The organism is Calyptranema fuscum S582, from assembly GCF_055793305.1.
Window position 1 is genome coordinate 20,598 of record NZ_JBSLYH010000029.1, and the last position, 22,224, is coordinate 42,821.

The 22,224-nt window shown below is 47.3% G+C and carries 19 protein-coding genes; 9 read left to right on the forward strand and 10 right to left on the reverse strand.

Annotated features, from left to right (window positions below; translation table 11 throughout):
- Positions 1-459 precede the first annotated feature (459 nt).
- From cbiM to ACR6Z4_RS19040, 5 genes are all read left to right on the forward strand, one after another.
- A complete protein-coding gene (cbiM, locus tag ACR6Z4_RS19020) occupies positions 460-1,209 on the forward strand; it encodes a cobalt transporter CbiM (protein WP_479718887.1) in 750 nt (249 codons plus the stop codon).
- A 116-nt stretch (positions 1,210-1,325) separates the two neighbouring features.
- Entirely contained in the window at positions 1,326-1,676 is a 351-nt protein-coding gene (locus tag ACR6Z4_RS19025) for a PDGLE domain-containing protein (RefSeq protein WP_479718888.1), read from the forward strand.
- Between the two features lie 330 nt (positions 1,677-2,006).
- Complete coding sequence (locus ACR6Z4_RS19030; RefSeq protein ID WP_479718889.1) at positions 2,007-2,159, forward strand: hypothetical protein; 153 nt, start codon at positions 2,007-2,009, stop codon at positions 2,157-2,159.
- A 2-nt stretch (positions 2,160-2,161) separates the two neighbouring features.
- Positions 2,162-2,938: a cobalt ECF transporter T component CbiQ gene (gene cbiQ / locus ACR6Z4_RS19035; protein ID WP_479718890.1), complete on the forward strand. Its 777-nt coding sequence runs from the start codon at positions 2,162-2,164 to the stop codon at positions 2,936-2,938.
- Between the two features lie 345 nt (positions 2,939-3,283).
- Entirely contained in the window at positions 3,284-3,952 is a 669-nt protein-coding gene (locus ACR6Z4_RS19040; RefSeq protein WP_479718891.1) for a GIY-YIG nuclease family protein, read from the forward strand.
- A 187-nt stretch (positions 3,953-4,139) separates the two neighbouring features.
- Here ACR6Z4_RS19040 and ACR6Z4_RS19045 read toward each other — a convergent pair whose 3' ends face one another.
- The 6 genes from ACR6Z4_RS19045 to ACR6Z4_RS19070 form a co-directional block, all read right to left on the reverse strand.
- Positions 4,140-4,814 (reverse strand): response regulator transcription factor, encoded by a 675-nt coding sequence (locus ACR6Z4_RS19045; protein WP_479718892.1) that lies wholly within the window; start codon positions 4,812-4,814, stop codon positions 4,140-4,142.
- Positions 4,815-5,046: 232 nt separating this feature from the next.
- Entirely contained in the window at positions 5,047-5,382 is a 336-nt protein-coding gene (locus ACR6Z4_RS19050) for a 2Fe-2S iron-sulfur cluster-binding protein (protein ID WP_479718893.1), read from the reverse strand.
- Between the two features lie 113 nt (positions 5,383-5,495).
- The gene (locus ACR6Z4_RS19055) at positions 5,496-5,726 is read right to left on the reverse strand and encodes an acetyltransferase (RefSeq protein WP_479718894.1); all 231 of its coding nucleotides are present in this window, start codon (positions 5,724-5,726) and stop codon (positions 5,496-5,498) included.
- A gap of 183 nt (positions 5,727-5,909) precedes the next feature.
- Positions 5,910-6,248, reverse strand: a complete 339-nt coding sequence (locus ACR6Z4_RS19060; RefSeq protein WP_479718895.1) for a hypothetical protein — start codon at positions 6,246-6,248, stop codon at positions 5,910-5,912.
- Positions 6,249-6,440: 192 nt separating this feature from the next.
- Positions 6,441-7,427, reverse strand: a complete 987-nt coding sequence (locus ACR6Z4_RS19065; RefSeq protein ID WP_479718896.1) for a 3'(2'),5'-bisphosphate nucleotidase — start codon at positions 7,425-7,427, stop codon at positions 6,441-6,443.
- Between the two features lie 806 nt (positions 7,428-8,233).
- Positions 8,234-9,991, reverse strand: a complete 1,758-nt coding sequence (locus ACR6Z4_RS19070) for a protein kinase domain-containing protein (protein WP_479718897.1) — start codon at positions 9,989-9,991, stop codon at positions 8,234-8,236.
- Between the two features lie 1,006 nt (positions 9,992-10,997).
- Here ACR6Z4_RS19070 and ACR6Z4_RS19075 point away from each other — a divergent pair.
- The 3 genes from ACR6Z4_RS19075 to ACR6Z4_RS19085 all read left to right on the forward strand — a co-directional run bounded on the left by ACR6Z4_RS19075 (position 10,998) and on the right by ACR6Z4_RS19085 (position 16,830).
- The gene (locus ACR6Z4_RS19075) at positions 10,998-12,488 is read left to right on the forward strand and encodes an SLBB domain-containing protein (protein WP_479718898.1); all 1,491 of its coding nucleotides are present in this window, start codon (positions 10,998-11,000) and stop codon (positions 12,486-12,488) included.
- A 200-nt stretch (positions 12,489-12,688) separates the two neighbouring features.
- Positions 12,689-14,941 carry a GumC family protein gene (locus tag ACR6Z4_RS19080; RefSeq protein ID WP_479718899.1) on the forward strand — a complete coding sequence of 751 codons (2,253 nt, stop codon included), beginning with the start codon at positions 12,689-12,691 and terminating at the stop codon, positions 14,939-14,941.
- A 1,097-nt stretch (positions 14,942-16,038) separates the two neighbouring features.
- The gene (locus tag ACR6Z4_RS19085; RefSeq protein WP_479718900.1) at positions 16,039-16,830 is read left to right on the forward strand and encodes a WecB/TagA/CpsF family glycosyltransferase; all 792 of its coding nucleotides are present in this window, start codon (positions 16,039-16,041) and stop codon (positions 16,828-16,830) included.
- 20 nt (positions 16,831-16,850) lie between these two features.
- Here ACR6Z4_RS19085 and ACR6Z4_RS19090 read toward each other — a convergent pair whose 3' ends face one another.
- Together ACR6Z4_RS19090 and ACR6Z4_RS19095 are read right to left on the reverse strand one after the other, a co-directional pair.
- Positions 16,851-17,288: a hypothetical protein gene (locus tag ACR6Z4_RS19090; protein ID WP_479718901.1), complete on the reverse strand. Its 438-nt coding sequence runs from the start codon at positions 17,286-17,288 to the stop codon at positions 16,851-16,853.
- A gap of 777 nt (positions 17,289-18,065) precedes the next feature.
- A complete protein-coding gene (locus ACR6Z4_RS19095; protein ID WP_479718902.1) occupies positions 18,066-19,178 on the reverse strand; it encodes a tetratricopeptide repeat protein in 1,113 nt (370 codons plus the stop codon).
- A gap of 380 nt (positions 19,179-19,558) precedes the next feature.
- Here ACR6Z4_RS19095 and ACR6Z4_RS19100 point away from each other — a divergent pair, with 380 nt between their 5' ends.
- On the forward strand, positions 19,559-19,885 hold the full coding sequence (locus ACR6Z4_RS19100; protein WP_479718903.1) for a YbjQ family protein: 327 nt from the start codon (positions 19,559-19,561) through the stop codon (positions 19,883-19,885).
- Between the two features lie 336 nt (positions 19,886-20,221).
- Here ACR6Z4_RS19100 and ftsE read toward each other — a convergent pair whose 3' ends face one another.
- Both ftsE and ACR6Z4_RS19110 read right to left on the reverse strand, forming a co-directional pair.
- A complete protein-coding gene (gene ftsE, locus ACR6Z4_RS19105) occupies positions 20,222-21,013 on the reverse strand; it encodes a cell division ATP-binding protein FtsE (protein ID WP_479718904.1) in 792 nt (263 codons plus the stop codon).
- A 316-nt stretch (positions 21,014-21,329) separates the two neighbouring features.
- Entirely contained in the window at positions 21,330-22,160 is an 831-nt protein-coding gene (locus tag ACR6Z4_RS19110; protein WP_479718905.1) for a WecB/TagA/CpsF family glycosyltransferase, read from the reverse strand.
- Positions 22,161-22,224: the final 64 nt, after the last annotated feature.

Genomic DNA, 22,224 nt, shown 5'->3' on the forward strand with positions numbered 1-22,224 from the left:
TTCCGGGATTACCCCAACTTTCATCGCTGGATTACGCCATGTCCCAATTCGTTTCAAGAGAATTACGGGTTAGTTAGTTGATGCCTCTAAACCAACATCTATCCTAGGAAACCTTAATTCTCGGTTAAGTTTAGGTGTTTATCCCCCCTTAGAGGATTGAATTTTTGGATTCAACTTAGTTTACTAAAGCAGATACATACTAGGAACCTATCTGAAAAGTGGTTAGAGGAGTTAATTTTGCGCGCCCGAACGGTACGAAAAATCAACGTTCCGGATAGGTTCTCACTCCCTGTTATTGATTAAAGCTGATTAGGATCGTGGATTTGATAAACCGGAAGATTCATTTTTGTAAGTGTTGCAACGCCGTGCTTGCAAAAACAAACTTCTAAATTTTTGTCCCCATTTTTGTCCCCATTGCGGCGATTGTCCATAAATTTTGCTGACGAAGTATTGTGCATTATGGTTGAAAGATTTGTTCCGGGTTTTCTGCCTGTCGTGTTTAGCGTGCCTGCCGGGCAACCCCATTTGGCAATGCATATCCCGGATGGTTTCTTAAGTTTGCCAGTGAGTCTGGTCACGTGGCTAATCGCGATCGCCCTTATTGCGTTGTCATTAAATCGGGTCAAAGTGGAATATCAAGACCGCATCGTGCCGCTGATGGGTGTCTGTGCTGCTTTTATTTTTGCTGCACAGATGATTAATTTTCCTGTACCGGGGGGCACCTCTGGGCATTTGATGGGCGGTACATTAGCAGGCGTGTTGCTGGGGCCCTGGGCAGGAACATTAGTGATGACGGTGGTATTCATCGTCCAGGGAGCCTTGTTTCAAGATGGGGGCTTAACGGTCTTGGGCGCTAACGTCGTCAATATGGGTCTGATAGGCACCTTTGGAGGGTACTACCTTTACAAAGCAATCCGCTCGGTGACTGGATTTAATACTTGGCGAGGGATGGCATTCGGTGTGGCGATCGCCTCCTGGTCTAGTGTGGTCATTGCTGCCATACTCTGTGCGCTACAGCTAGCACTATCGGGCACCGTTCCCTTAACTATTGGGCTATCAGCAATGTTGCTATGGCATATCCTGATTGGCGTCGGTGAAGCCATCATTACACTCATGGCAACCAGCTATGTTTGGCGAACTCGCCCTGATTTGCTGTTTGATCCGCCGCGTCGTTCTGTCAGGTCTACCCAACCCCTGATCACTCGATAGATGACAGGGCTAATTTTTGAGACCTGCTTTTGCCTATCCAATCTCAGGATTCATGGGCAGAAGGTTCCTCTATTGAAACATTTCACCATAGCCCCCTTTACGCAGAGGATTTCACCATGCATCATCGTTCATCGACTCTAACCAACCTGGCTTTTGTACTGGTTGGGCTAGGCAGTGCCGTTTTGATTGCTGTTTTTCTTTCTCCCTTTGCTAGCCCCCACCCCGATGGCTTGAACCGAGTTGCAGAAGATTTAGAGTTTACAGATAAAGAACTAGCTGACGCTCCCGCCCGTCAATTGCCATTTGCCAAAGTATTTGATGGCTACGAACTCAAAGGAGCGCCCGATAGTGTGGCAACATCCATGGCTGGCTTATTGGGCACCTTAGTCACCTTCGGGGTTGCCTGGGGATGCGGCAAACTTTTGGTGAAAAAGACACCTCCATCGGAATCACTGCCCCATTCCTGAGGATTGTGGATTTGCCCCATTCCTGAGGATTGTGGATTGTATCACCTCCTGCTTCTCATCCATGTTGGGGTGACTTCTGGTGAAGACGCGATTAATCACATCTTTAGGCTTCGCTGAATAGACGTACGAATTTGCCCCCCAACCCCCAATTCGGGGGGAGCCAGATTGCTCAAAGTCCCCCAGAATTGGGGGATTTAGGGGGCTATTAACGTTGTCACATGTTTCCTGAGAGCGACGGCTCCGCCGTCGCTCTCAGGAAACCTACAGGTTCACTCATCCGCAATCCTTAACGTTTTGAGCAAGCAATGGCAAAGCCATTGCTTGCTCAAAATGAACGCGTTTTATAGCCCGATGCGATCGCCTATCTCAACGCGATCGCAGAACCGCTATACGAAGTGCAGAACTGCAACCCATCGCCCCTCTGGTTCCAAGCAGCTGTGGATCTGCCCGATTGCCCGTTATCTCTACCCTCGAATTTACTAGCCATGCTACTACTCCATATTGGAGCGTTTCATCTCGATCTAGACAGCCAGCGTTCTTCCCTGTGGCATAAGTTAGCTCCTCAGACCCGTGTTCTGTGTACGGTTTTGTCTGTTTTTGCGATCGCCTTAACGACGAATGGACACTGGTGGACATGGGCAACTTACGCAGCAGGGCTAATCACCGTAATTTTGATCAGCCAGGTAACATTGCCCGCACTACTCCGCCGGATTGCGGTTGAATTTGCATTTGTCGCGGTGATCCTCTTGGGCACCCTGTTTCACCAGGGGGGCACTGTCTTGTGGAGCTGGGGCATCATTCAAATTACATCCGTCGGGCTGACCACATTGGCAAGCGTGACACTAAAAACCATGCTTTCGCTGACCCTACTCAATGTCTTGATCTTGACGACCCCCATCCCGGCTTTATTGCGAGCGTTAGAGATCCTCAAAGTGCCACCCTTACTCATCGCCATTTTTGCTTCCATGTATCGCTATCTCAGTGTTTTAATCGATGAGTTTAGTGCCATGCGTCGGGCATCTGCTGCCCGCAACTTAACCGCAAGTGGTCACTGGCAACGCATGGTTGTAGGAAATATGATTGGTTCGTTATTTATTCGCACCTACGAACGTGGCGATCGCATTCATCAGGCAATGCTATCGAGGGGCTATAGTGGCTTGCCACCCGTTGCAGAGATGCCCAAAGGCAGCACTCTCGATATTTGGGCACTGAGTCTGACAGTCGCACTACTCATCGCTGGACAGGCTATTTATATTTACTAAACCTCGTCTTGATTTAAAACTTAAATGCGATAGAGGGCGATCGCCCTTCCTAAGAGTGAAAAATGAAGGGTAAAGAGGGAAGAGGAAAAACCCTATGCAACAAATGCGATCGCCATCACTTTAAATTCCTTTAAGCACTTGGATAAGTAGTCAAGCTATTTATGTGATTGATTGGAGAGGTAAGCGATAGTTTTCAGTTCACGTTCATGTTGAATCAAACTACAATTATCTGTAGAGTTTATTTTTAGGTAACCAATAAATATTTAGACTACTTAAAAATGTATTAAGCGACATCTTTATTAAGTTTAATGGAAGCTAATTTAGCTTGTACTGCACACAGCATATATGGCTCAAGGTTTTGTTTATATTTTGCTCAATCCGTCTTTCCCTGACCAGATCAAAATTGGATTAACTACACAGACTCCTGAACATAGAGCAAAACAGTTATGGAGTACAGGAATCCCAACCCCTTTTATTGTGGTCTATGATGAGTTGGTTTCTGATTGTGAACTGCTTGAGAGTCGGTTGCATAAGCGCTTTGCCAGTTATCGCGTTAGCTCAAACAGAGAATTCTTTCGGATTCCAGTTCGTGAAGCTATTCGGGCACTACAAGAAGAAGCTCTCACTTATCATGTTCAAGAGACAAAGCTTTTTAACCGTGTTGATATTTTGCCAAGCCTTAAACAAAAATATAATGAGTATTTAAAGCCAGATATTGAGATAGTAGAAATTGTTCAATTACCTGATGTTTGTTTCCTAGAAATTGTTCGTCAGAGCAATGAATATCTGCGTGATGAAATTATTGAACGTGTAGATCTTGCAGTTATGGGCGATCATTTTGCCCCTACAGATCCTATTGATATGAATGTTAAGCGTTTTCTTGAAGAACTGGATGAGTACGACTTGATAATGATAACTCCACTTTTTACTGAAGATGCATGCAAAAGAATTGCCTATGATTGGGAAGTAGGAGATAAACTTAAGCAAAAGCAAAAATTTTCTATTAATGAATAAACCTACAGTGTTAGTTTCCTAGCAAACAGGCTAGTTAATTGACCAGCAAACTTTATTGCTAGCGATTGCTTTGAGTAAAGTGAAACCCAAACTATGTAGGGTTTATTAGATTTCGTCATGCTGACCTAACCGCCCAAGGAATCAAGTCCTGCATTCATCCTCTAAAATTTTATAAAATCGCGGTTGGCTAAAGCTGTTTGAGGCGATAGCCTAAGCCATGAACGGTTTCGATCAAATCATCGGGGGCACCGACCGATTTGAGTTTGTGGCGTAAGCCTTTGATATGGGCTTTGACGGTATCTTCTTCGGGTGGATCGGTGAGTGACCAGACATGCTCGATCATGGCTGCTCGACTGAGGACACGCCGACCGTTGCGCAGCAATAATTCTAAGATCGAAAATTCTTTGGGGGTGAGGCGCAGCAGGGTGTCTTGATAGGTGACTTCATAGGTGCTGGGGTTGAGGTTGAGGTTGCCCCATTGCAGTAGAGGGGATGTGGCAAAGCTGCCGCGCCTTAGCAGGGCACGGATTCTGGCGAGAAGTTCGGGTAAATCAAATGGTTTGACGACGTAATCATCGGCTCCGGCATCTAAGCCTGTGATTTTGTCTGCACTGGTGTCACGAGCCGTCAGCATCATTAAGGGCAAATAGCAGCCTTTGGTGCGTAAGCGCTGGCACAAACTATAGCCATCGAGCTTGGGGAGGGTGACATCCAGTAACAACAAGTCGTAGGGCAGCAACATGGCTTGCTCCCAACCTGACTCACCGTCGCGGGCAATATCGACGATATAGTGTTGATCGCTGAGCGCTTCCGATAACGCCTCCCCAAGTTGGATATCGTCTTCAACCAGCAGAATTCTCATACATTCGTCCAGGAGATAAAGCGATCGCTCTGTACTGACTCAGGAATGGGAATTAATAATGTCGATGATTGGTTCTACGAGCGAACAGTCGTTCGCCCCTACAAACGATTCAATAGTCGATCTGATTTAATCCACCATCCTTAGTGGTCATCACTAGCAACTAGATTCCCCTGAGTTGTACTGCGAAACTGTTCTAAGCGATACGGTTTGCTGGCGATCGCGATAAGAACCGCTACGTTTCATTGCGATCGCTATACAACGAGGCGTTAAATAAAACAGATTCTTGATGGGTCAGCAAGGTGCAATCGGAACGGGGATAGGCAACGCAGGTGACCGTATATCCGGCTTGCAACTCAGACGGACGCAGAAATTTTTGTTCGTGCTGGTCAATAGTGCCATGTTCTAACTTGGCGATGCAGGCAGAACATTCACCCTGACGGCATCCGGCAGGTAAGCGCAGACCCGCTTCTTCTGCCATATCTAAAATGTATTGATCGTCGGGAACAGCGATCGTTTGATCTAGCCCGATCGCTGGATTGATTAAGCGAACTTGATAAACTCTAGACAATTGAAAAATACAATAAAAAAGTTGTGTGGTGCAAAGTTTACCACACAACAAATTAGGGTTAGGCTTTAACAAAATTGAGTCAGACCAATGCCAGATGATGATACGCCAGATAATTATGCAGCGATCGCAGGACTGGGCATCCTCCGATAGTCTGGATCGATCCAGCAGCGAGGCAACGGTTCACCCGATGGAAACTGTAAATCAGCTTTCACATACGGTTCTGGATCTTGCAGTTCTTCCCCGGCATGGCATCGTGCCATAACACTAGACATAAATGGATCAAATAGATCTGGAATCGATAGAACTTCTACCAGCGTTTGAGAGGTCTTGTTCAGTAAAAACATGGCTGAACCTCCGCTATTAACTCTAGCTACTTCCATCCTAGCGTTAACACTACTGAGTGATGGATTTACGCAACATTTACGCAACAGTCTGAGACGTTGGCAACGCTAATGGTTGGGCGATTGCATCAAACCCAACTCTGTTTGAGAGAGCGACGGCGGAGCCGTCGCTCTCTCAAACAGAATTTAAGACGTTTTCAAAATTGCCTCCAGCGGGGGCTGATGCTGGAACCAGGACAGCCACTGGTCTAGCTCCACGCCATCGGGTGCCCACTGGGGATGATCGGGCGTAATGTGCCACAGCTTCAAGAACCCAATTCGTTTAGGCTGAAGGGTGCCTGACCATAGAATCTCGCCATTGGCATCCAGGATCGTTAACGCTTGCCCCAGACCCAGACGATGCATGCCCTCTAATCGCCAACCGCGATCGCGACTTTCGGCATAGGTACGATCTTGAAAGATCAGCCAGGTTTCATACTCCATTCCTTGAGCATGGTACTCCACGATCCAACCCGTCAAAATCATCTGATTTAATCCACGATCCTAAGTTATAGAAAACGTTGATTATGTAAGCCCTTCGGGCTTACATAATCAACGTTCTAACCCAATTTGTGTTGCCCTGGTAGGGACTTAGCATTGGGTAAAAAATCCTTGATTGACCTCAAAAATCCTTGCCCAAATACTAAGCCCTTACAGGATTGGATGGCTCAGATAACGTTAGCTCTTAACTGTTTCTTTAAGGGCTTCGAGCACAGTTGCGTGAATGGCACCATTGCTGACAATTACGCCTTGAGTATCCGCCAATTTCGCACCCTGAGCAAAGTTCAAAGACTTGCCATTGATATCAGTTACCTTACCCCCGGCTTCTTCGACTACGATGACCCCAGCCGCATGATCCCAAATTTTTTCGCGGTAGTCGGGGGTTTTAGGGGATGGCAAACGCAGGTAAAGTGCGGCTTGTCCGCGTGCGACCGCTCCATATTTAGCCTGACTATCCATCCGCACCGAAGCCGCAGTGATGCCGACTGCCTGGGCAACGGCCTCTTGACGAGAATGATCGCCATGTCCAGATTCCACACTTTCGACAAACCGGAGATTGCTAGTATCACTGGAACCCATGACCCGAATCGACTGTGGCTCGCCTCCAGCCAGTGGCATGGCGATCGCTCCTTCCCCCCGAACAGCCACAAATAATACACCAATGGCGCTATTTGGATCAGAGGGGTCAACCGGGAGGGCAGGGCAACCCAAGACGCCAACTTTGATCTCGCCGTGTTCGACTAAAGCGAGGGCAACAGCGTATTGATCTTGTCGCAAAAATCCTTTAGTACCGTCAATCGGATCGAGTGTCCAGTAGCGATCGCTAACGTTGCCATTACCCCGATCGATCCACTGTGTGACCAATTCAGGAGTCGCATCAGCGGCGTACCCTTGAACAAACTGAGTCACCTGTGCCAGACGTTCAGTCATGTCTGCTTGCCGTAAAACGGCAGCGTCTTCTTCGCCCACAATCGGATCATCTGGAAACGTATCTGCGATCGCCCGACAGATCAACGCTTGCGAACCAAAATCAGCGATCGTTACGGGACTTTTATCTTGTTTTTCAATTGCCGTTGGTACAATTTCTTGACGAATCTGTTCACAGAATTTTGATGCAGCAATCACAGCTGCAATTGCGACTTGTTTTTCTTGCAGATAGGACATGATAAGAAGCCTTAGGTGTAATTGAAATCGTCAAAGGGGTATGGGAGTTGGTAGAGAGGATGTCAGCGTGCAGCCCTGACGCTTTACCTGGAGAGCAAAGCAAGCCAATCTAGCTACGTTCTCTGGGTTGTACTGTTTTGTCAGTATTGCTGAACTCCAGGGGTACATTTGCAGGAGACCCCTGCGGTTTCCCTCGTAAATGCACCCTCAAATCAGTAGCACCAGGTTGTAAGCATTTGACCATCCAATCCTCTCGCATGTTTCTCATCCAATCCTCCTTCATCCCATACTCCTATATCTGTTCCCGTATTTTTCATCACTCTCCGCTATCTCTGAGTTGTCTGACTATAAAAGGATATTTGAAAAGAGGTGATCGTGAGAGAGCCGCGCGGAGCGCGGCTCTCTCATACCGATTTAATGTGAAGCTGCGTCTTATTTAACCCCCGGCTGTCGCCGTCCCCCTTGCTAAGGGGACTACAGGGGGTTCTGGTTTGGCGCAACTTCATAAAAGAGGTACGCATTAGGGTTAGGACGGGGTGCAGGGGTGGAACCCCTGCGTGGGGGCACCGCCCCCACCCCCCCAATGTCCTAACTAGATTGCGTAGAACCATATCACAACATTGTGGACTTCAGGTGATTGAACATTGCTATGGATCTAAGGCATGAGCATCCCGTTGCTTTCATTCCCAAGGGTAGTATTAGCATTTCAGAATCGGTAGTTTTACCAAACAACTTTATTTAATTTTCATCATCCAGAGTGCTGAATAGATGTGCTTTGCCTTCCTACACTCCAGGACAGGTATGCATCATGGCTTGATCAAATGGCGCTCTGCCCGATGCTGGGTTGAGGTCAACCGGAGTTTCTGCATTGGCGCATAAACAACCAGAACCGCTAAGGCAAAGCTTGTGAAAATGGCGATCGCAGATATTAAAGGATGTAAGAAACCAATCGCCAAGCCTGCCCCCAAACTGATGCCCCAGGCTTGCGTAAGTAGCGCTGATAAGATAGCTAACGGACGTGGCAAACTCCGAGATATCAAGTTTTCAACCACCATCCCAATCGTAATGCCGAGAATCGTGCCGCCTACCAGTCCCGCGATTAAGGCACCTAAAATCAAGCTACCCACATTAATTACAGTTCCGCTCCAGGCTCCCAACAAAGTTCCTAAGCCAATAATGAAGCCAATTTTAATCACAATATTGGTGCCAATTTGCAGGCGGGCAATCATCAGCATCCAGGCTGCCAGTTCAAACCCAACAGCCATCCCAAATGCCAAACCAAACCCCGCCGTGGCTGGAGACCCTGTAATTGTACCGACCACCAGCGAAACCCACGCCAAAATCCACGATAAAACGGCTGAGAATGCGGCAATTAACGTTAGCAATCCGTAGGGCAAGGTACGGCTGCGGGTCGGGACGGGTGCCGTTTGGATATGTAAATCGACGGTATAGGTTTTAGCCGTGGCATTGGTGTGCAGCAACAGTTTGCGATGGTAAGTTTTGCCCGTCATCAAGGGTTGAGTATTAATCGCAATTTCACACTCAACCGAGTTGCCAGAAAACTGGGCAGGGTGAACAGTAATCCAGGGATGGAAATCGGGCGTATGCGGCGGATCGCTGGTGTGGGGTGCCACTTCCCACGAGCCTTCAATCTCGGTTTCAGCAGCAGCATTACTGATCAGGACGTTGTGAACCAGGCGATCGCCCGATCGCACCGCTCTTAGCTCGATCGCCGATTGACTCAGACGCACCTCCGGCAGTTGGATTGCCGCCGTTGGCATAGCGGACAACGCCGCTGCCGCATTGGGAAATCGATCTTTTAATCGGGGTTCCACCATTTTCTCTAGCCAGTTCGCCCAATGAACATTCAGTTTCGGCAACAACTGCTTAAAATTCACCCGATAACTGATATCGACCAGATTCCCAATGTCATCACTGCGAGTGCCGGTCAGCAAACAAATCAGCGTCATCCCCAAGCCATACAAATCGGAGGCTTCGGTCAACTGCCGATTAAAGAGTTGTTCGGGCGGCATAAACCCTAACGTGCCTTTAACCACACTGCTAACGCCGACTTCGCCATCGCCAATGCGGGCAAAGCCAAAGTCAACCAAATAGACCTCAATGTGCTCATTTACCAAAATATTGTCGGGCTTAATATCTCGGTGAATGATGGGGGGCATCCGATGTTGCAGGTAGACCAAAATCTCTAGCAACGCCGTCGCAATTTGACGAATTTCAGACTGATTGAAGCTTCGAGCCGTTCTTAGCGACTGGGCTTTTTTATAGTCTTGCACCATGCAAAAGCCATCTTCCGTTTGAAAGGAGTCTAGATAACGGGGGATGCCCGGATGCTCTAGACCTTGCATCACCTCGATTTCACGCCGATAAGCATCATACTCTGACCAGGTTGAATGAGTCTTGGCAAATTGAAATTGCTTAATGACTACAGGACTGTGGGTGTCCAAGACGGTCGCTAAATACGTGACTCGACCCCCTGCACGATTTGCACCTAGCTCTCGCTCAACCTGATAACCGTAGGGAGAAAAATCTGGCAGATGATTCATAGTTCCTGGATAAGACGGCTCTCTATGGTGAATATCCGCAGCACTGGCTTTTGGGCTTGCAATTAGGTAAGAATGACGGATTAATTAACCTGTCATTCTTTTTGAGAGAGCGGCGGCTTCGCCGCCGCTCTCTCAAAAAGAAGTGGGTTTTATTAAATCCACGATCCTAAGTACAATTCCACTCATCTGATGCTTATACCGATTGAATATAAAGCGGCAACTTTTTCAGAGAGGGTAGGGGGGGTACCTCCACGAAGGGAGCGTTGCCCCCTTCATCCCCTCTTTCAATTCGTCGCACTGTTATTAGAGACGGTATCATTCAAAAATTTAAAGTTTTTAGAGGAGAGTCTAATAAGCGTGTGTTGCCTCTTGACCACCCCTCTAGATCGGTTTTAACGGGAAATGTCCGGAAGACTCCCGGACAACAGTGAATCTACGGGGAATCTCTAACACACGTTTAGAATCTCGAGCTCAATACACTGAGCAAGCCTTGCAACAATAAGCAGGGTTAGTTTAAACGCAGAAGATAACAGAGGGTGTTGCTGGTTTTGGGCACGCATTGGAACCGTAAACCAAAGGTTTGTCATTCCACTACATACCGGGGTTTAGCAATACCGCGCAAATAAGGATTGATGAACAGTGTAAAAACTACTGAAAATATAAAGAGGATTAAAAAGGTGAACAAAAAATTTATAAGTGTAATTACGATGGAACAGATGCCTGGACTCCATTTTCTTAACAAATATTTTATAAACAGAGGCTTTTCAAAAAAATTATGTAAAGCTCTTGCAAGTAACAGAATTTTTCTAGAGCTTTTTACCAAAACCAGCACAATATTAAGCTAAAGGATCTGCATCCTTAACCCTCTGGTTGATGAACACCCCGATTGATGAACCATACTGTTTGTCAGCCGATCTGTCACCTGTAAGTGATTGCTGAGCGGATTGACTACTCCCATCCGTGAAGATTAAGACAGACACCATAAAGAGAACTGTAGAGATTTTCCATGACGTTTCCTAATTGTTCTGGGTGGCTCCTTCCACTACTGACGACTGGGCTTTCGATATCAGCGTTAGTAGGTACAACCTGCCTGTCTGCTGAGGCAACTGAAATCCCTCAACCCAATCCCCTACAACGCACCACACGAGCCTATCCGCCTGGTGCTGAAGTGGCTTATACATTAGGAGCTGGCGATCGCATTCATATTGATATTTTGCAAGTGACCCAGTACAGCGGCGATAGCGATGTATTAATAGATGGGTCAATCAATCTGGCTGGGGTTGGCTCGATTTCGGTTGACGGCATGACGCTCGAAGAAGCTGCCAATGCGATCGCGATCGCCTATAGCAACATCCTGAGAAACCCCGTCATTACCGTTACTCTGCTAGAAAGCCGTCCTTTGCAAATTGGCATTGCCGGAGAAGTGAACCATCCCGGCTCCTACACTCTGACCATAGAAGGGTCTCAATTTCCGACATTGACCAATCTGATAGAAACAGCCGGAGGCATTACTCTCTCGGCGGATCTGCGACAGGTTCAGATTCAACGCCGCCAACGAAACGGTAGAACCCAGACTATGCAGGTCGATCTGTGGGAACTGTTGCGAACCGGCAACATCCAGCACGACATTACCTTGCGAGATGGCGACACGGTCTTTATCCCCACATCAACCGATGTCAACGTCGCAGAAGTTTCGCAACTTGCCGAGGCTAGTTTTGCCTCTGACGAAGGCTTATCTATTAACGTGGCGATCGTGGGCGAAGTCTATCGACCGGGTCCCTATACCGTCACCGGCAGTACCAGAACCAGTGAAGAAGCTGGTGCCCCTGGTGGCACCACGGGCACCAGTGCAGAGTTATTACCCACCGTTACCCGTGCCCTGCAAGTAGCCGGTGGCATTCAACCGCTGGCAGATATTCGCCATATCGAGGTTCGGCGTCCGACTCGGGAAGGCAGTGAACAAGTTATCCCAGTCGATTTATGGGATCTGCTTCAGGCAGGAAATCTTCAACAAGACGTGATTTTGCAAGAAGGAGATACCATTTATGTTCCTAGCGTTCCTGAGATAAACCCAGCCGAAGCTGCCACGCTGGCATCTGCTAGCTTTTCTCCTGATACTATCCAAGTCAATGTGGTCGGTGAGGTAACTCGATCGGGTGCAGTTTCCCTACCTCCCAATACCCCCCTTAATCAGGCGGTATTAGCCGCAGGTGGCTTTACAACACGGGCACGCCGGGGTTCCGTGCGATTGGTACGGCTAAACCCCGATGGCACGGTGTCCGAGCGAAGAGTGCCCATTGACTTTGCTGGAGGCATTGATGAAGCCTCAAATCCGATGCTACGCAATAATGATGTCATTATCGTCGGTCGATCTGCTATCACCGGAGTCACAGATACGATCGGCACAATTTTGTCTCCACTCTTTACCTTCTTTAACTATCCCCTTCAATTTATTAGAACGGTGGACAGTTTCTCACAAGGGGGGGGTGGACGGTGATTGACACCTTTATGCTTATGCGTTCAGATATCGCCGTATTCAGCCTGTCAGCATTGGCAAAAATGAAGCAACTCACTCGCGTATCGGCATTTAAAATTCAGTCTCAGCCTTCTGATATGTTTTTGGGCAGAATGGGTTACAACTTAAACTATCTCAGGAGCTGATGGGTTACAGGCACATTATGTAGGGAATGGAAAGGAATGGAGACTGGACAATCTTCTCAACTATCGCTTGCGTCTAGAATGCTCCAACCCGATGACGGTGATGAGGGTGGCTTGAACCTGGGTCAACTTGTCTCGGCACTCCGGCGCAAACTATTTTTAATTATCGGCATCACCACCGTGGTTGCTTCGGCAGCTGTAATTAAAGCATTAACCGATACCCCTACATATTCGGGCAAATTTCAGCTCCTGACTCACTCTGTGACGGTAGAAACAGAGGTGACTTCAACGATCCCCGATACATTGAGTAGCCAGGATTCTGTCTCGACGATTGTGGTTGATGACACCACGCTGAAAGTATTAGTCAGTCCTAAAGTTTTAGATCCTGTTGTCGAAGAGTTGAAAACCCAATATCCGACCATTACCTATGTTCAACTCTATAAAAAATTGTCTGTAACAAGCACGAGTAAGGACTTTAGTATTGTCGATGTTTCCTACACAGATGAAGATCCGGAGCTCGTTAAGCGGGTTATTCAGTTAATCGCTGAAGCCTATTTAAAATACAGTCTTGAGTCCAGGCAAATTAACGTTCGCCAGGGGATTGAGTTTGTTGAGGCGCAATTGCCAGAACAGCGAGAACTGGTCAACGACTTGCAAGAGCAACTTCAACAACTGCGATTAAAGTATGACTTAATTGATCCAGATACGCTGGGTGAACAGCTCTCTGAACAGCTGAGTACGTTTTCTCAACAGCAATCAGACGTTCGCATTCAGCTGGCTCAGACGCAATCTATTTATTCAGATTTACAAAATCAACTGGATCGATTGCCAAGTGAAGCAGTTGCTTCGTCAGTGCTAACCAATGACGTCCGTTATCAAAGTTTATTAGAGCAGCTCCTCGAAATCGATAGCCAGATTGCTAAAGATTCAACGTTATTCCTTGACGGTAGCCCTAACATTCAACTGCTCCGATCTCAGCGCCAAAATCTGGTACCGTTGTTGCTACAAGAGGGGGAACGGGTCAAAAATGACTTGGCAGGTCAGATTCGTGAGTTGGCAGAACACGATCGCGCCATTACTCAAACCATCAACGAGTTAAATGCACGGGTCAAAGAATTATCGGGTATTTCTCGGCAATATACCGATATTCAGCGTGAACTCGATATTGCGACGGAAAACTTGAGTCAGTTTTTATCCAAGCGAGCCGCCCTTCGGATCGACGCGGCTCAACGGGAAATTCCATGGGAACTGCTGACACCACCGGGGCAACCATTGCCCTCGACATCTAGTGTGGTTACCAATCTCATCTTAGGGGCAGTTTTAGGACTTCTGTTAGGCGTTGGCAGTGCCTTAGTTTTAGATCGGATGAGCAATGTGTTACATACCACGCGTGAAATCAAACGCATTGTCACAGTGCCGATGTTAGGAGATATTCCTTTTAATAAGGTGTTGGACAGCGAAGATAATCACGATAGGGTGGCGGTTGAAACCTGGTTGCAAACATCTCAGACCCTGGCAACTGTTAGCAACGGTAGAGCCACAACCTATGAAGTCATCCCGTTTCTAGAATCTTTCCGCTCTCTGTTTACCAATATTCGCTTACTCAATGCCGATCATCCGGTTCGAGCGATCGCCATCAGTTCAGCCACCCCTGCCGAAGGAAAATCTACCGTTTCGGTTCATTTGGCTCAGGCAGCAGCAGCAATGGGCAAACGGGTTCTTTTAGTCGATGCAGATTTGCGACGTCCACGGCTGCACCACCGGCTGAGTCTGAGCAACGAAAAAGGCTTAACCCATGTAATTGCAACTGATTTAGATTTGCGAGATGCCATTCAGCGATCGCGATTTGAGGAAAACCTGTACATTCTAACTGCCGGTCCTATTCCACCAGACCCGACGAAATTGCTGTCATCTCAAAAAATGGCAGATATTATTTCAACCAGTTTGAAAGAGTTTGACTTTATCATCTTCGATACGCCCCCCCTCTTAGGCTTTGCCGATGCCTATATTGTTGCCGCCGCCGTCAACGGGCTCATGCTCGTGGTGGGCATCGGTAAAGTTAAGCAATCCTTTTTAGAGCAAGCCATGGATGATTTAAGGGTGGCAGGCACCCCCATCTTAGGAGCTGTGGCAAATGGCACCACCGAAAAGCCCTACATCGACAGCTATCACCACTACCAGATCCCGCTTGACGACGACGACGATGAGATTATCCCTGATGAACTGCTGACACCCCCATCTGGGATTAAAGCTATCGTCCCAACCCTGTTAAAGAAAATCAAACTGCGCTAAGGATTGCCCGTTACTTCACCTGTAATTCTGTGAGAGAGCGGCGGCTCTGCCGCCGCTCTCTCACGCAGATGGGATTTTAGCACTGAGCAAGCGTTCCCAAAAATGTAGCACTATGCCATCAGGTGAAGACGGGGCGCAGGGATAAAACCCCTGTGTGGGGCACGGCTTCACACCCCAACGTCCTCACGTAAATACACAAAGACATAGCGACAAACTTGAACCGATACCGAATTAGACTGCCTGTGAATTGCCTGTGATCAGAGTTCAATCACGGCGGACTGAGTACATCACTCTCATTAGAGGTATCAAACGATACTATTGCTCTGAATATTTTTCAGCGAAGATTATTTGATTTAATTGAGAATAGGGGCTAAAGTTTGCCAACAACTCTTCTGAGCGATCGCAATATTGACCCTAAAAAATTTATACTCTGCTTACAAAAAGAGTGTTTTTTCAAGCTTTGATGAACCTGTTCCTGAGTAACTTCACAGACCATCAAATCGATTCCGATTGGGTTGCAACTTATTTTATTAACAGTTGCTAAGCTCCTAAATTCAATCGATTCAGCAGCCTTAAGATTTTCTAAAGCTGCATTTGAGGTGACTTAGCTCTGCAAAAGTACCAGCCCAATTACGGATTTCGCCGCCAAGTTTACATGAACTTTAAACTCGTTACGAAAATTACATCGCTCTAGTTCCATATTCATTATGGGTTTGAGCATATATCCAGTAACCCAAGCAGATTATAGTTTCCGTAAACTTTGGGTAGAAACACTTAAGCCCAGTGGCAGATGAGACTATACTCCTGGAATAAGCATCAGCTATTCCCTAAGTCTCTAACTGTGTAATTTGAATATTGGGTCTTCAAGCCATATAGATATTTTTTCTAGAGTCCGAAATAACGCTGATATTGATTGAAACAGTTTTTAGCTAAGGATTTAACTGTCATTGACCACTGCCACTCTTTTTAAGATTAAGCCGTTAACGCTTAGGTGGCTTTTGATAAGACATTAAGACTTTGTTCTTGGCTTTTCTATGAATCGTATGTATTCAGACGAAGTAAACGAGTTAATGCCTTAACGAGGAGTAACGCTAGACATGTGCCTACCTAACCTCAATCTGATTGGCTCTCCTGTGACCGCTCTACCATTTGATGAGCAAATAGAAACCATGTTGCAATGGGCAAAGCGACGTGTCACTCGGGTAGTATGCGTGGCTAATGTCCACATGCTCATGGAAGCCTATTGGCAATCTGACTTTGGCTCTGTGCTCAAAGAGGCAGATATGATTACTCCAGACGGTATGCCGTTAGTATGGATGATGCGATTGAGTGGTGCTCACAACCAAGACCGAGTTGCAGGTGTAGATATTCTGCAAGCCGTGTGTGAGCGTGCTCAACATCAAGATGTCAGCGTCTACTTTGTAGGGTCTCAGTCCAGCATTCTCGATCGAATGAAAGACAAGCTGATGGAAGACTTTCCTAAGCTTAAGATTGCCTGTATGCAACCGTTGCCATTTCGTCCTTTGACAGCAGCGGAAGATGAAGAGTTAATTCAACAGATTAATGATAGTGGCGCAGGCATCGTTTTTGTCTCGCTCGGATGCCCGAAGCAAGAAAAGTGGATGGCTCAGCACCGGGGTAAGATCAACGCGGTGATGGTCGGTTTAGGGGGTGCTTTCCCGGTATATGCGGGTATCCAAAGCCGTGCGCCGCAATGGGCGAGAGAATCAGGATTGGAATGGCTCTATCGTCTGATCCAGGAACCAAGCCGTCTGTGGAAGCGTTATAGTTCCACAATCCCTCCCTTTCTTTGGTTAGCCTTTAAGCAATTGGTTAAGAAAAAGTTTTTTTCTAATACCTTACATCCTCAGAAAAAATGTGTTTCTTGATGTAAGGGCAATGGAATAATTTAGTCGTTGAGTTCTACCAGACAAACCATACACATATCTGATGGCTCTGAATAGTATTCAACTTGAGCAACTTGATAATGCTTGGTCTTTGCCTGCGATCGCAAGGCAATATATTCATTTTTCTTAATATTAATACCTTGCCCCGTCAAATAAAACTTGCCATGCTCTTTCACATCAGAAGAAGGTTCTAAGACGTAGTCAAAACCTTCTTCCAATCGTGTAAGGTCATGTATTTTGACGTTCATGGTTTCAGCAAGTTTAGGAATGGGTGTTATCGCCATAAGACCTTCGTTGCCTTGCAGTAGTCCGACTTGTCGCATGACTAGTTGAGGTAGTATATCCGCTTGCGAAGATTTCGTTTGATGGCGAGCGGCATAACTCTCACTATTACTGAAGCAATTGCGTAGCAGCGGCTTAGAATCCTTTGGGTTCAGCACAAGAATTTTTCCTTAAATAGAGACAGAATCGTAGCAAGGTAGATGCTCCGCTCAAAAACCATAGGGGTTACTTATGAGAATCGAAATTTCTCAAAAGCGGTACGTGATTAGCGCATGTGCACTGGAAGGACTGAATATAAGAACGGCATCAAAGTTCCTGACTCAAATTCAATCCATCGCGGTTTGCTGACATTCATCACCCTGTACATTCATCACCCTGTAATTTTTTGACGAGCTGCACCCGTTTTGCGTCTCTTTTGCGTCTCTAAGGGGGCTTCATTGCAGTCATCAACTCAAAACGCTGAACCTCGCGAGGCAAGCTTTTAGTCAACTGAGAGACACCGTAAAAACCCTTTACAGCTCGATATCCCTAAAAATCTTTGACTTTTTAATAACGCTATTCAGCACTGTACAGAGAAATACATCGTTTAATATCTACCTAAAAGTAGATATTTGATCGTTCCTTCATAAAAGCCACACGAAAGAAAGAGGATTGATTATATTTTTTATTTAAGGATAAATAGTACGATCCGTTACTTCCCGTTTGATTGAATGAGCTAAATAAATTTGAACCAACGAATGATGAAAATACAGGAGATGGTTCTCTGGGCGTGACATAGCCCCTCTCACCCGTTCCTATAGCACTGTGCGGGTTTCTAATGTTTTGGGGCGCAGGCTTTGCCTGCGCCCCAAAAACCATGCCATGGCTATTCCTTCCGGTTTTCCTGCCCTTCAATCACAACAACCTGATATTCCGGAAGACCTTACTGGAAGACCTTACTGAATGTCATCCAAGGTTTGCTCTACCTTGGTCACACCTTCGGTATTGCCTTGCTGTTGATATAACATTCTGGCTTGTTGCAATGCGGCGATCGCCTCTTGGGTTCGGTCCCGTCCTTGCAAGGCAACTCCCAATTGGTAGTGAAGATCAGGGTTTTGCGGTGCTAACACAACTGCTTCACGATATTCGACGATCGCCCGTAAAAAGTCTTGCCGTGCCAAGAAGATTTCGCCTCGAAGCATATGAGGCTCCGGTGCCGTCGGTGCAGCGGCAGCAGCCCGTTGATAATAGGCTAGCGCCTGATCGTCGTTGCCTGCGGCTTTGAGAATATTACCGACCTGCATGTGAATCTGGGCATTGCGAGGTTCTAGAGCCGCAGCTTGTTCTAACGCACTCAGCCCTTCGTTGATATTGCCCAAACTCATCAAGGCAATCCCCAGGTTCAACTGGATGCTACCTGTTCGGGGAGACAGATTGGCGGCTTGCCGCAGCACCCCGACCGCTTCCTGAAAGCGTTGTTCTTGGATATAAACTGCCCCCATAAATTCATACACTTGGGGGTTATTGGGACGGAGGGTGACGACTCGTTGATAAGCCGCAAGCGCACCGTCATAATCGTGCTGGCGGGTACGGACAACGCCCAAGCCTAAAAAGGCATCCACATTGTTTGGATCCAGCTGGGTCGCCTGTTCATACGCTTGGGTGGCTCCCGAATAATCGCCTAAATTGGCTTTGCTAAAGCCCAGGGCATAGAAAAAACTAGCATTGCTAGAATCGAGCGCGATCGCCTGTTGATAGGCATCGACGGCAGCTTGAAAGTTGCCCTGACGGGCTTGCAAAAAGCCGATGCCAGAAAAAATTCGGGCGTTATCAGGTTGGAGTCGTGCTGCCTCTTGGTAAGTGGCGATCGCGTCGGCATAACTACCCGCATCGACCTGTTCCCGCCCTCGACGAATTAAGTCATTGACTTGCTGATTCGCATTTTGAGCCAGCAATATGGGTGACGTTGGTGCTGGGCTTGTCGCTGTTTGTGCCAAAGCGACTGGAGGGATGGCGATCGCGCCAAAGAACAGGAATGTGCTGGCAGTCAGTAAGATGTGTCTATTCACGGTCAACCTTCCGGATTACTCCTTAAATAAATCTAGTGGTGCAAACACTAACGTGTACAACCGGGGAGATGGGGTGAACCCCCTCCAAGCCGTTTAATTGAGTGGACTGGTGAGGATGCGATCAACTTCAAATCACGGGTATAGCGCTTCGCGCCTGGATAGGTTTATTGTTTTGTTGTATGCCGCGCAGAGCGCAGCACACAACAAAAAACCCCGTAGCTTAAGCTATCGAAAATTGCTATAAGCCTATTCCATCATGCCCACATTTCTGGCATTGCTGAATCCTGGTATGAGTTGGAATGTAAACCTGAACGCTACAACCATGAAATTTGGAGCTATAGTGATCCAGAATGCATAGGTGCTGATATTAAGGGCAAAGCATGATTTTATCAACAACAGATGTCATTCAAGGTGGAGTTGTCGAAGCTTACCTTGGCATTGTCACCGCAGAAGTGGTGTATGGCAGCAACGTGTTACGAGATTTCTTCGCTGGCATCCGAGATGTTATTGGTGGACGCACCGCCAGCTATGAGCGAGTGTTCGAAAAAGGTCAACGAGAGGCGATCGCAGAATTAGAAAAACGAGCCGAACTCTTGGGTGCGAATGCCGTCGTAGGGATTGAGTTAGATACAGGGACAATCAACATCGACGAAACAGGTGTTCTCCTACTTATTACAGCGACGGGAACCGCAATCCGTTTGCAATAAGAAACAGATCCCTCGGCATAGTTTAGAAAAGAATTCGACATTACTTGATCCAGCCACGAAATTGGTGTGGGTGCCGCGCGAAGCGCGGCACCCACACCAATAATTCTGATAGATTTTGTGCCGCAGTCATCTCATCCTGTAAGAGCTTGGGATCGTGGATTAAATCATACCAATTTAATTAGCGATCGCATCAGATACCGTAGGGGCGCATCGCGATGCGCCCTTACACTAGATCGATGTGCCATGGAGTCTGTTTAAATCGGTATCAGATCGACTATTAAATCGTTTGCCGCGCTGCCAACACTACATCTGCCAAATTTTGTTTAATTTGTCATCCTAATATTTTGAATGATACAGTCGTCCATTGCGAAGCTGCACGACCGGATGATTCGATAACCGCACCAGATGTTCATCATGAGTCGTGACAATGACCGTGATGCCGATGGAGTTGAGTTTTTTGAGAATCTTAATCACCTGCCAGGAGTTGTCTGCATCCAGATTTCCGGTCGGCTCATCTGCCAGCAAAATCGGCGGGGTACTAACAATGGCTCGGGCAATACTGACTCGTTGCTGCTCGCCGCCCGATAGCTCATCCGGAAAACAGTTGGTCTTATCCTGCAAACCCACCATTTTTAACGTAGGTACCAATCGCCGGTGGATTTCCTTGCGCGTAAAGCCCTGTGCCCACAGCACAAACGCCACATTCTCAGACACCGTTCGACGTGGAATCAGTTTGTAATCCTGAAACACCACCCCGATCCGACGACGCAACATCGATAACTTATTCCCCCGCAACTTAGAAAGTTCATGGGTATCCACAATGACTTCCCCTTGTGTGGGACGTTCGGCACCGTAGAGAAGTTTTAATAACGTCGATTTACCCGACCCCGAGGGACCAGTAACAAACAAAAAATCTCCTTTGCGAATCTGGAGATTAACGTCGGCTAATGCCTTGCTGCCATTGGCATAGAGTTTGGAAACTTGCTGCAACCTGATGATAACGTTCGCATTGGCACGAACTTGAGGAGTATTACCAAAGATAGCTTCTTCAGCCTGTGGGGGTCGTTGAAAAACGCCTTGATAAACGGGAGACGTGAGGGGAGGTCTTTCGCTGATGCTTTGTGCCATAAAGTTTGCAAGTGGGTTAGAGCAAGAATTTCAGGATGGCAAGTTTAAACTATGGAACAACGCCTGATACGACCGCTAATTGTAGTGGTTGTCGGTTCTTAAGTCACCTTATGTTAAGAGAATTGCAAACTAGTGCGTTATCAACGCTCAGATGTGGGGTGATGGGGAGATTTTAGACCTCGGAGGTTTAAGAAACCTCCGAGGTCTTAGGCAGCACAATTAGAGATCGACAATCCTCAACGTTAACGCTGGCAAAGCACTAGCGCGTCATTCTATAAAAGAGCCGATCTAGATTTGATGAAGTCTATGCTTCGCATCATTTTTTGGATCGGTTTTGGTCTGAACGGGGCGAATAGAGTAATGCCCGTATAGCAAATTTGGGCAACGCCAACATTCTGCGCCAACGCCAAGGTTCTTGATACAGCCGATACACCCATTCCAGATGGTTATTGCGCAACCATTCCGGCGCACGTACCTTTTGCCCAGACCAAATATCAAAACTACCGCCCACGCCAATCCAAATCGACTTGGGGCAGAGGTGGCGATTGTCTGCAATCCAAAATTCTTGTCTGGGTACACCCAACCCTACCAGAATAATGCTGGGTTGCAAATCTTTTAGGGTTTGTTGTAAAGCGTTTTGCTCGGTTTCGCTCAGGTAACCGTGCTGCGCGCCTGCGATCGCAATTCCGGGTGCCCGTTGTTGCCAGGCGGTAGCAGCGGCTTGACTGGTGCCGGGTGCGCCGCCATAGAAAAACACAGAGTTAGGGGTGGCATCTGCTGAGGCAAGGGACACAGAGCGAGCCAGTAACGCTTCTGCTAACTCAATCCCCGGACAGCGATTGACCCGCTTGCCACGAAACCGGAGATAGAGAACAATGCCTGCGCCATCGGGAATGACCAATTCAGCCTGGCGAATAATGGTTGCCAGTTGTGGGTTTTGTTCCGCTTGCATCGACATCTCTGCATTCAGCGTCACCACATGAACACCCTGTCGATGCTGCAACTGAGCGATCAGCCAATCTTCATAGTTATTCAGCAAATGCACCGGCGATCCCAAAACCGTTAATTGATCAGGCGATCGCAAACCGACTTGCCCTTCATTCGGGTTGGGGAATTCTTGAAATAGCACGGGTTCTAGGTCCGACATAGCCGCTGCAAACACATCACATCACACTAAACAAGCGTTGCTGAGTTTGGGATGAAGTTGAACG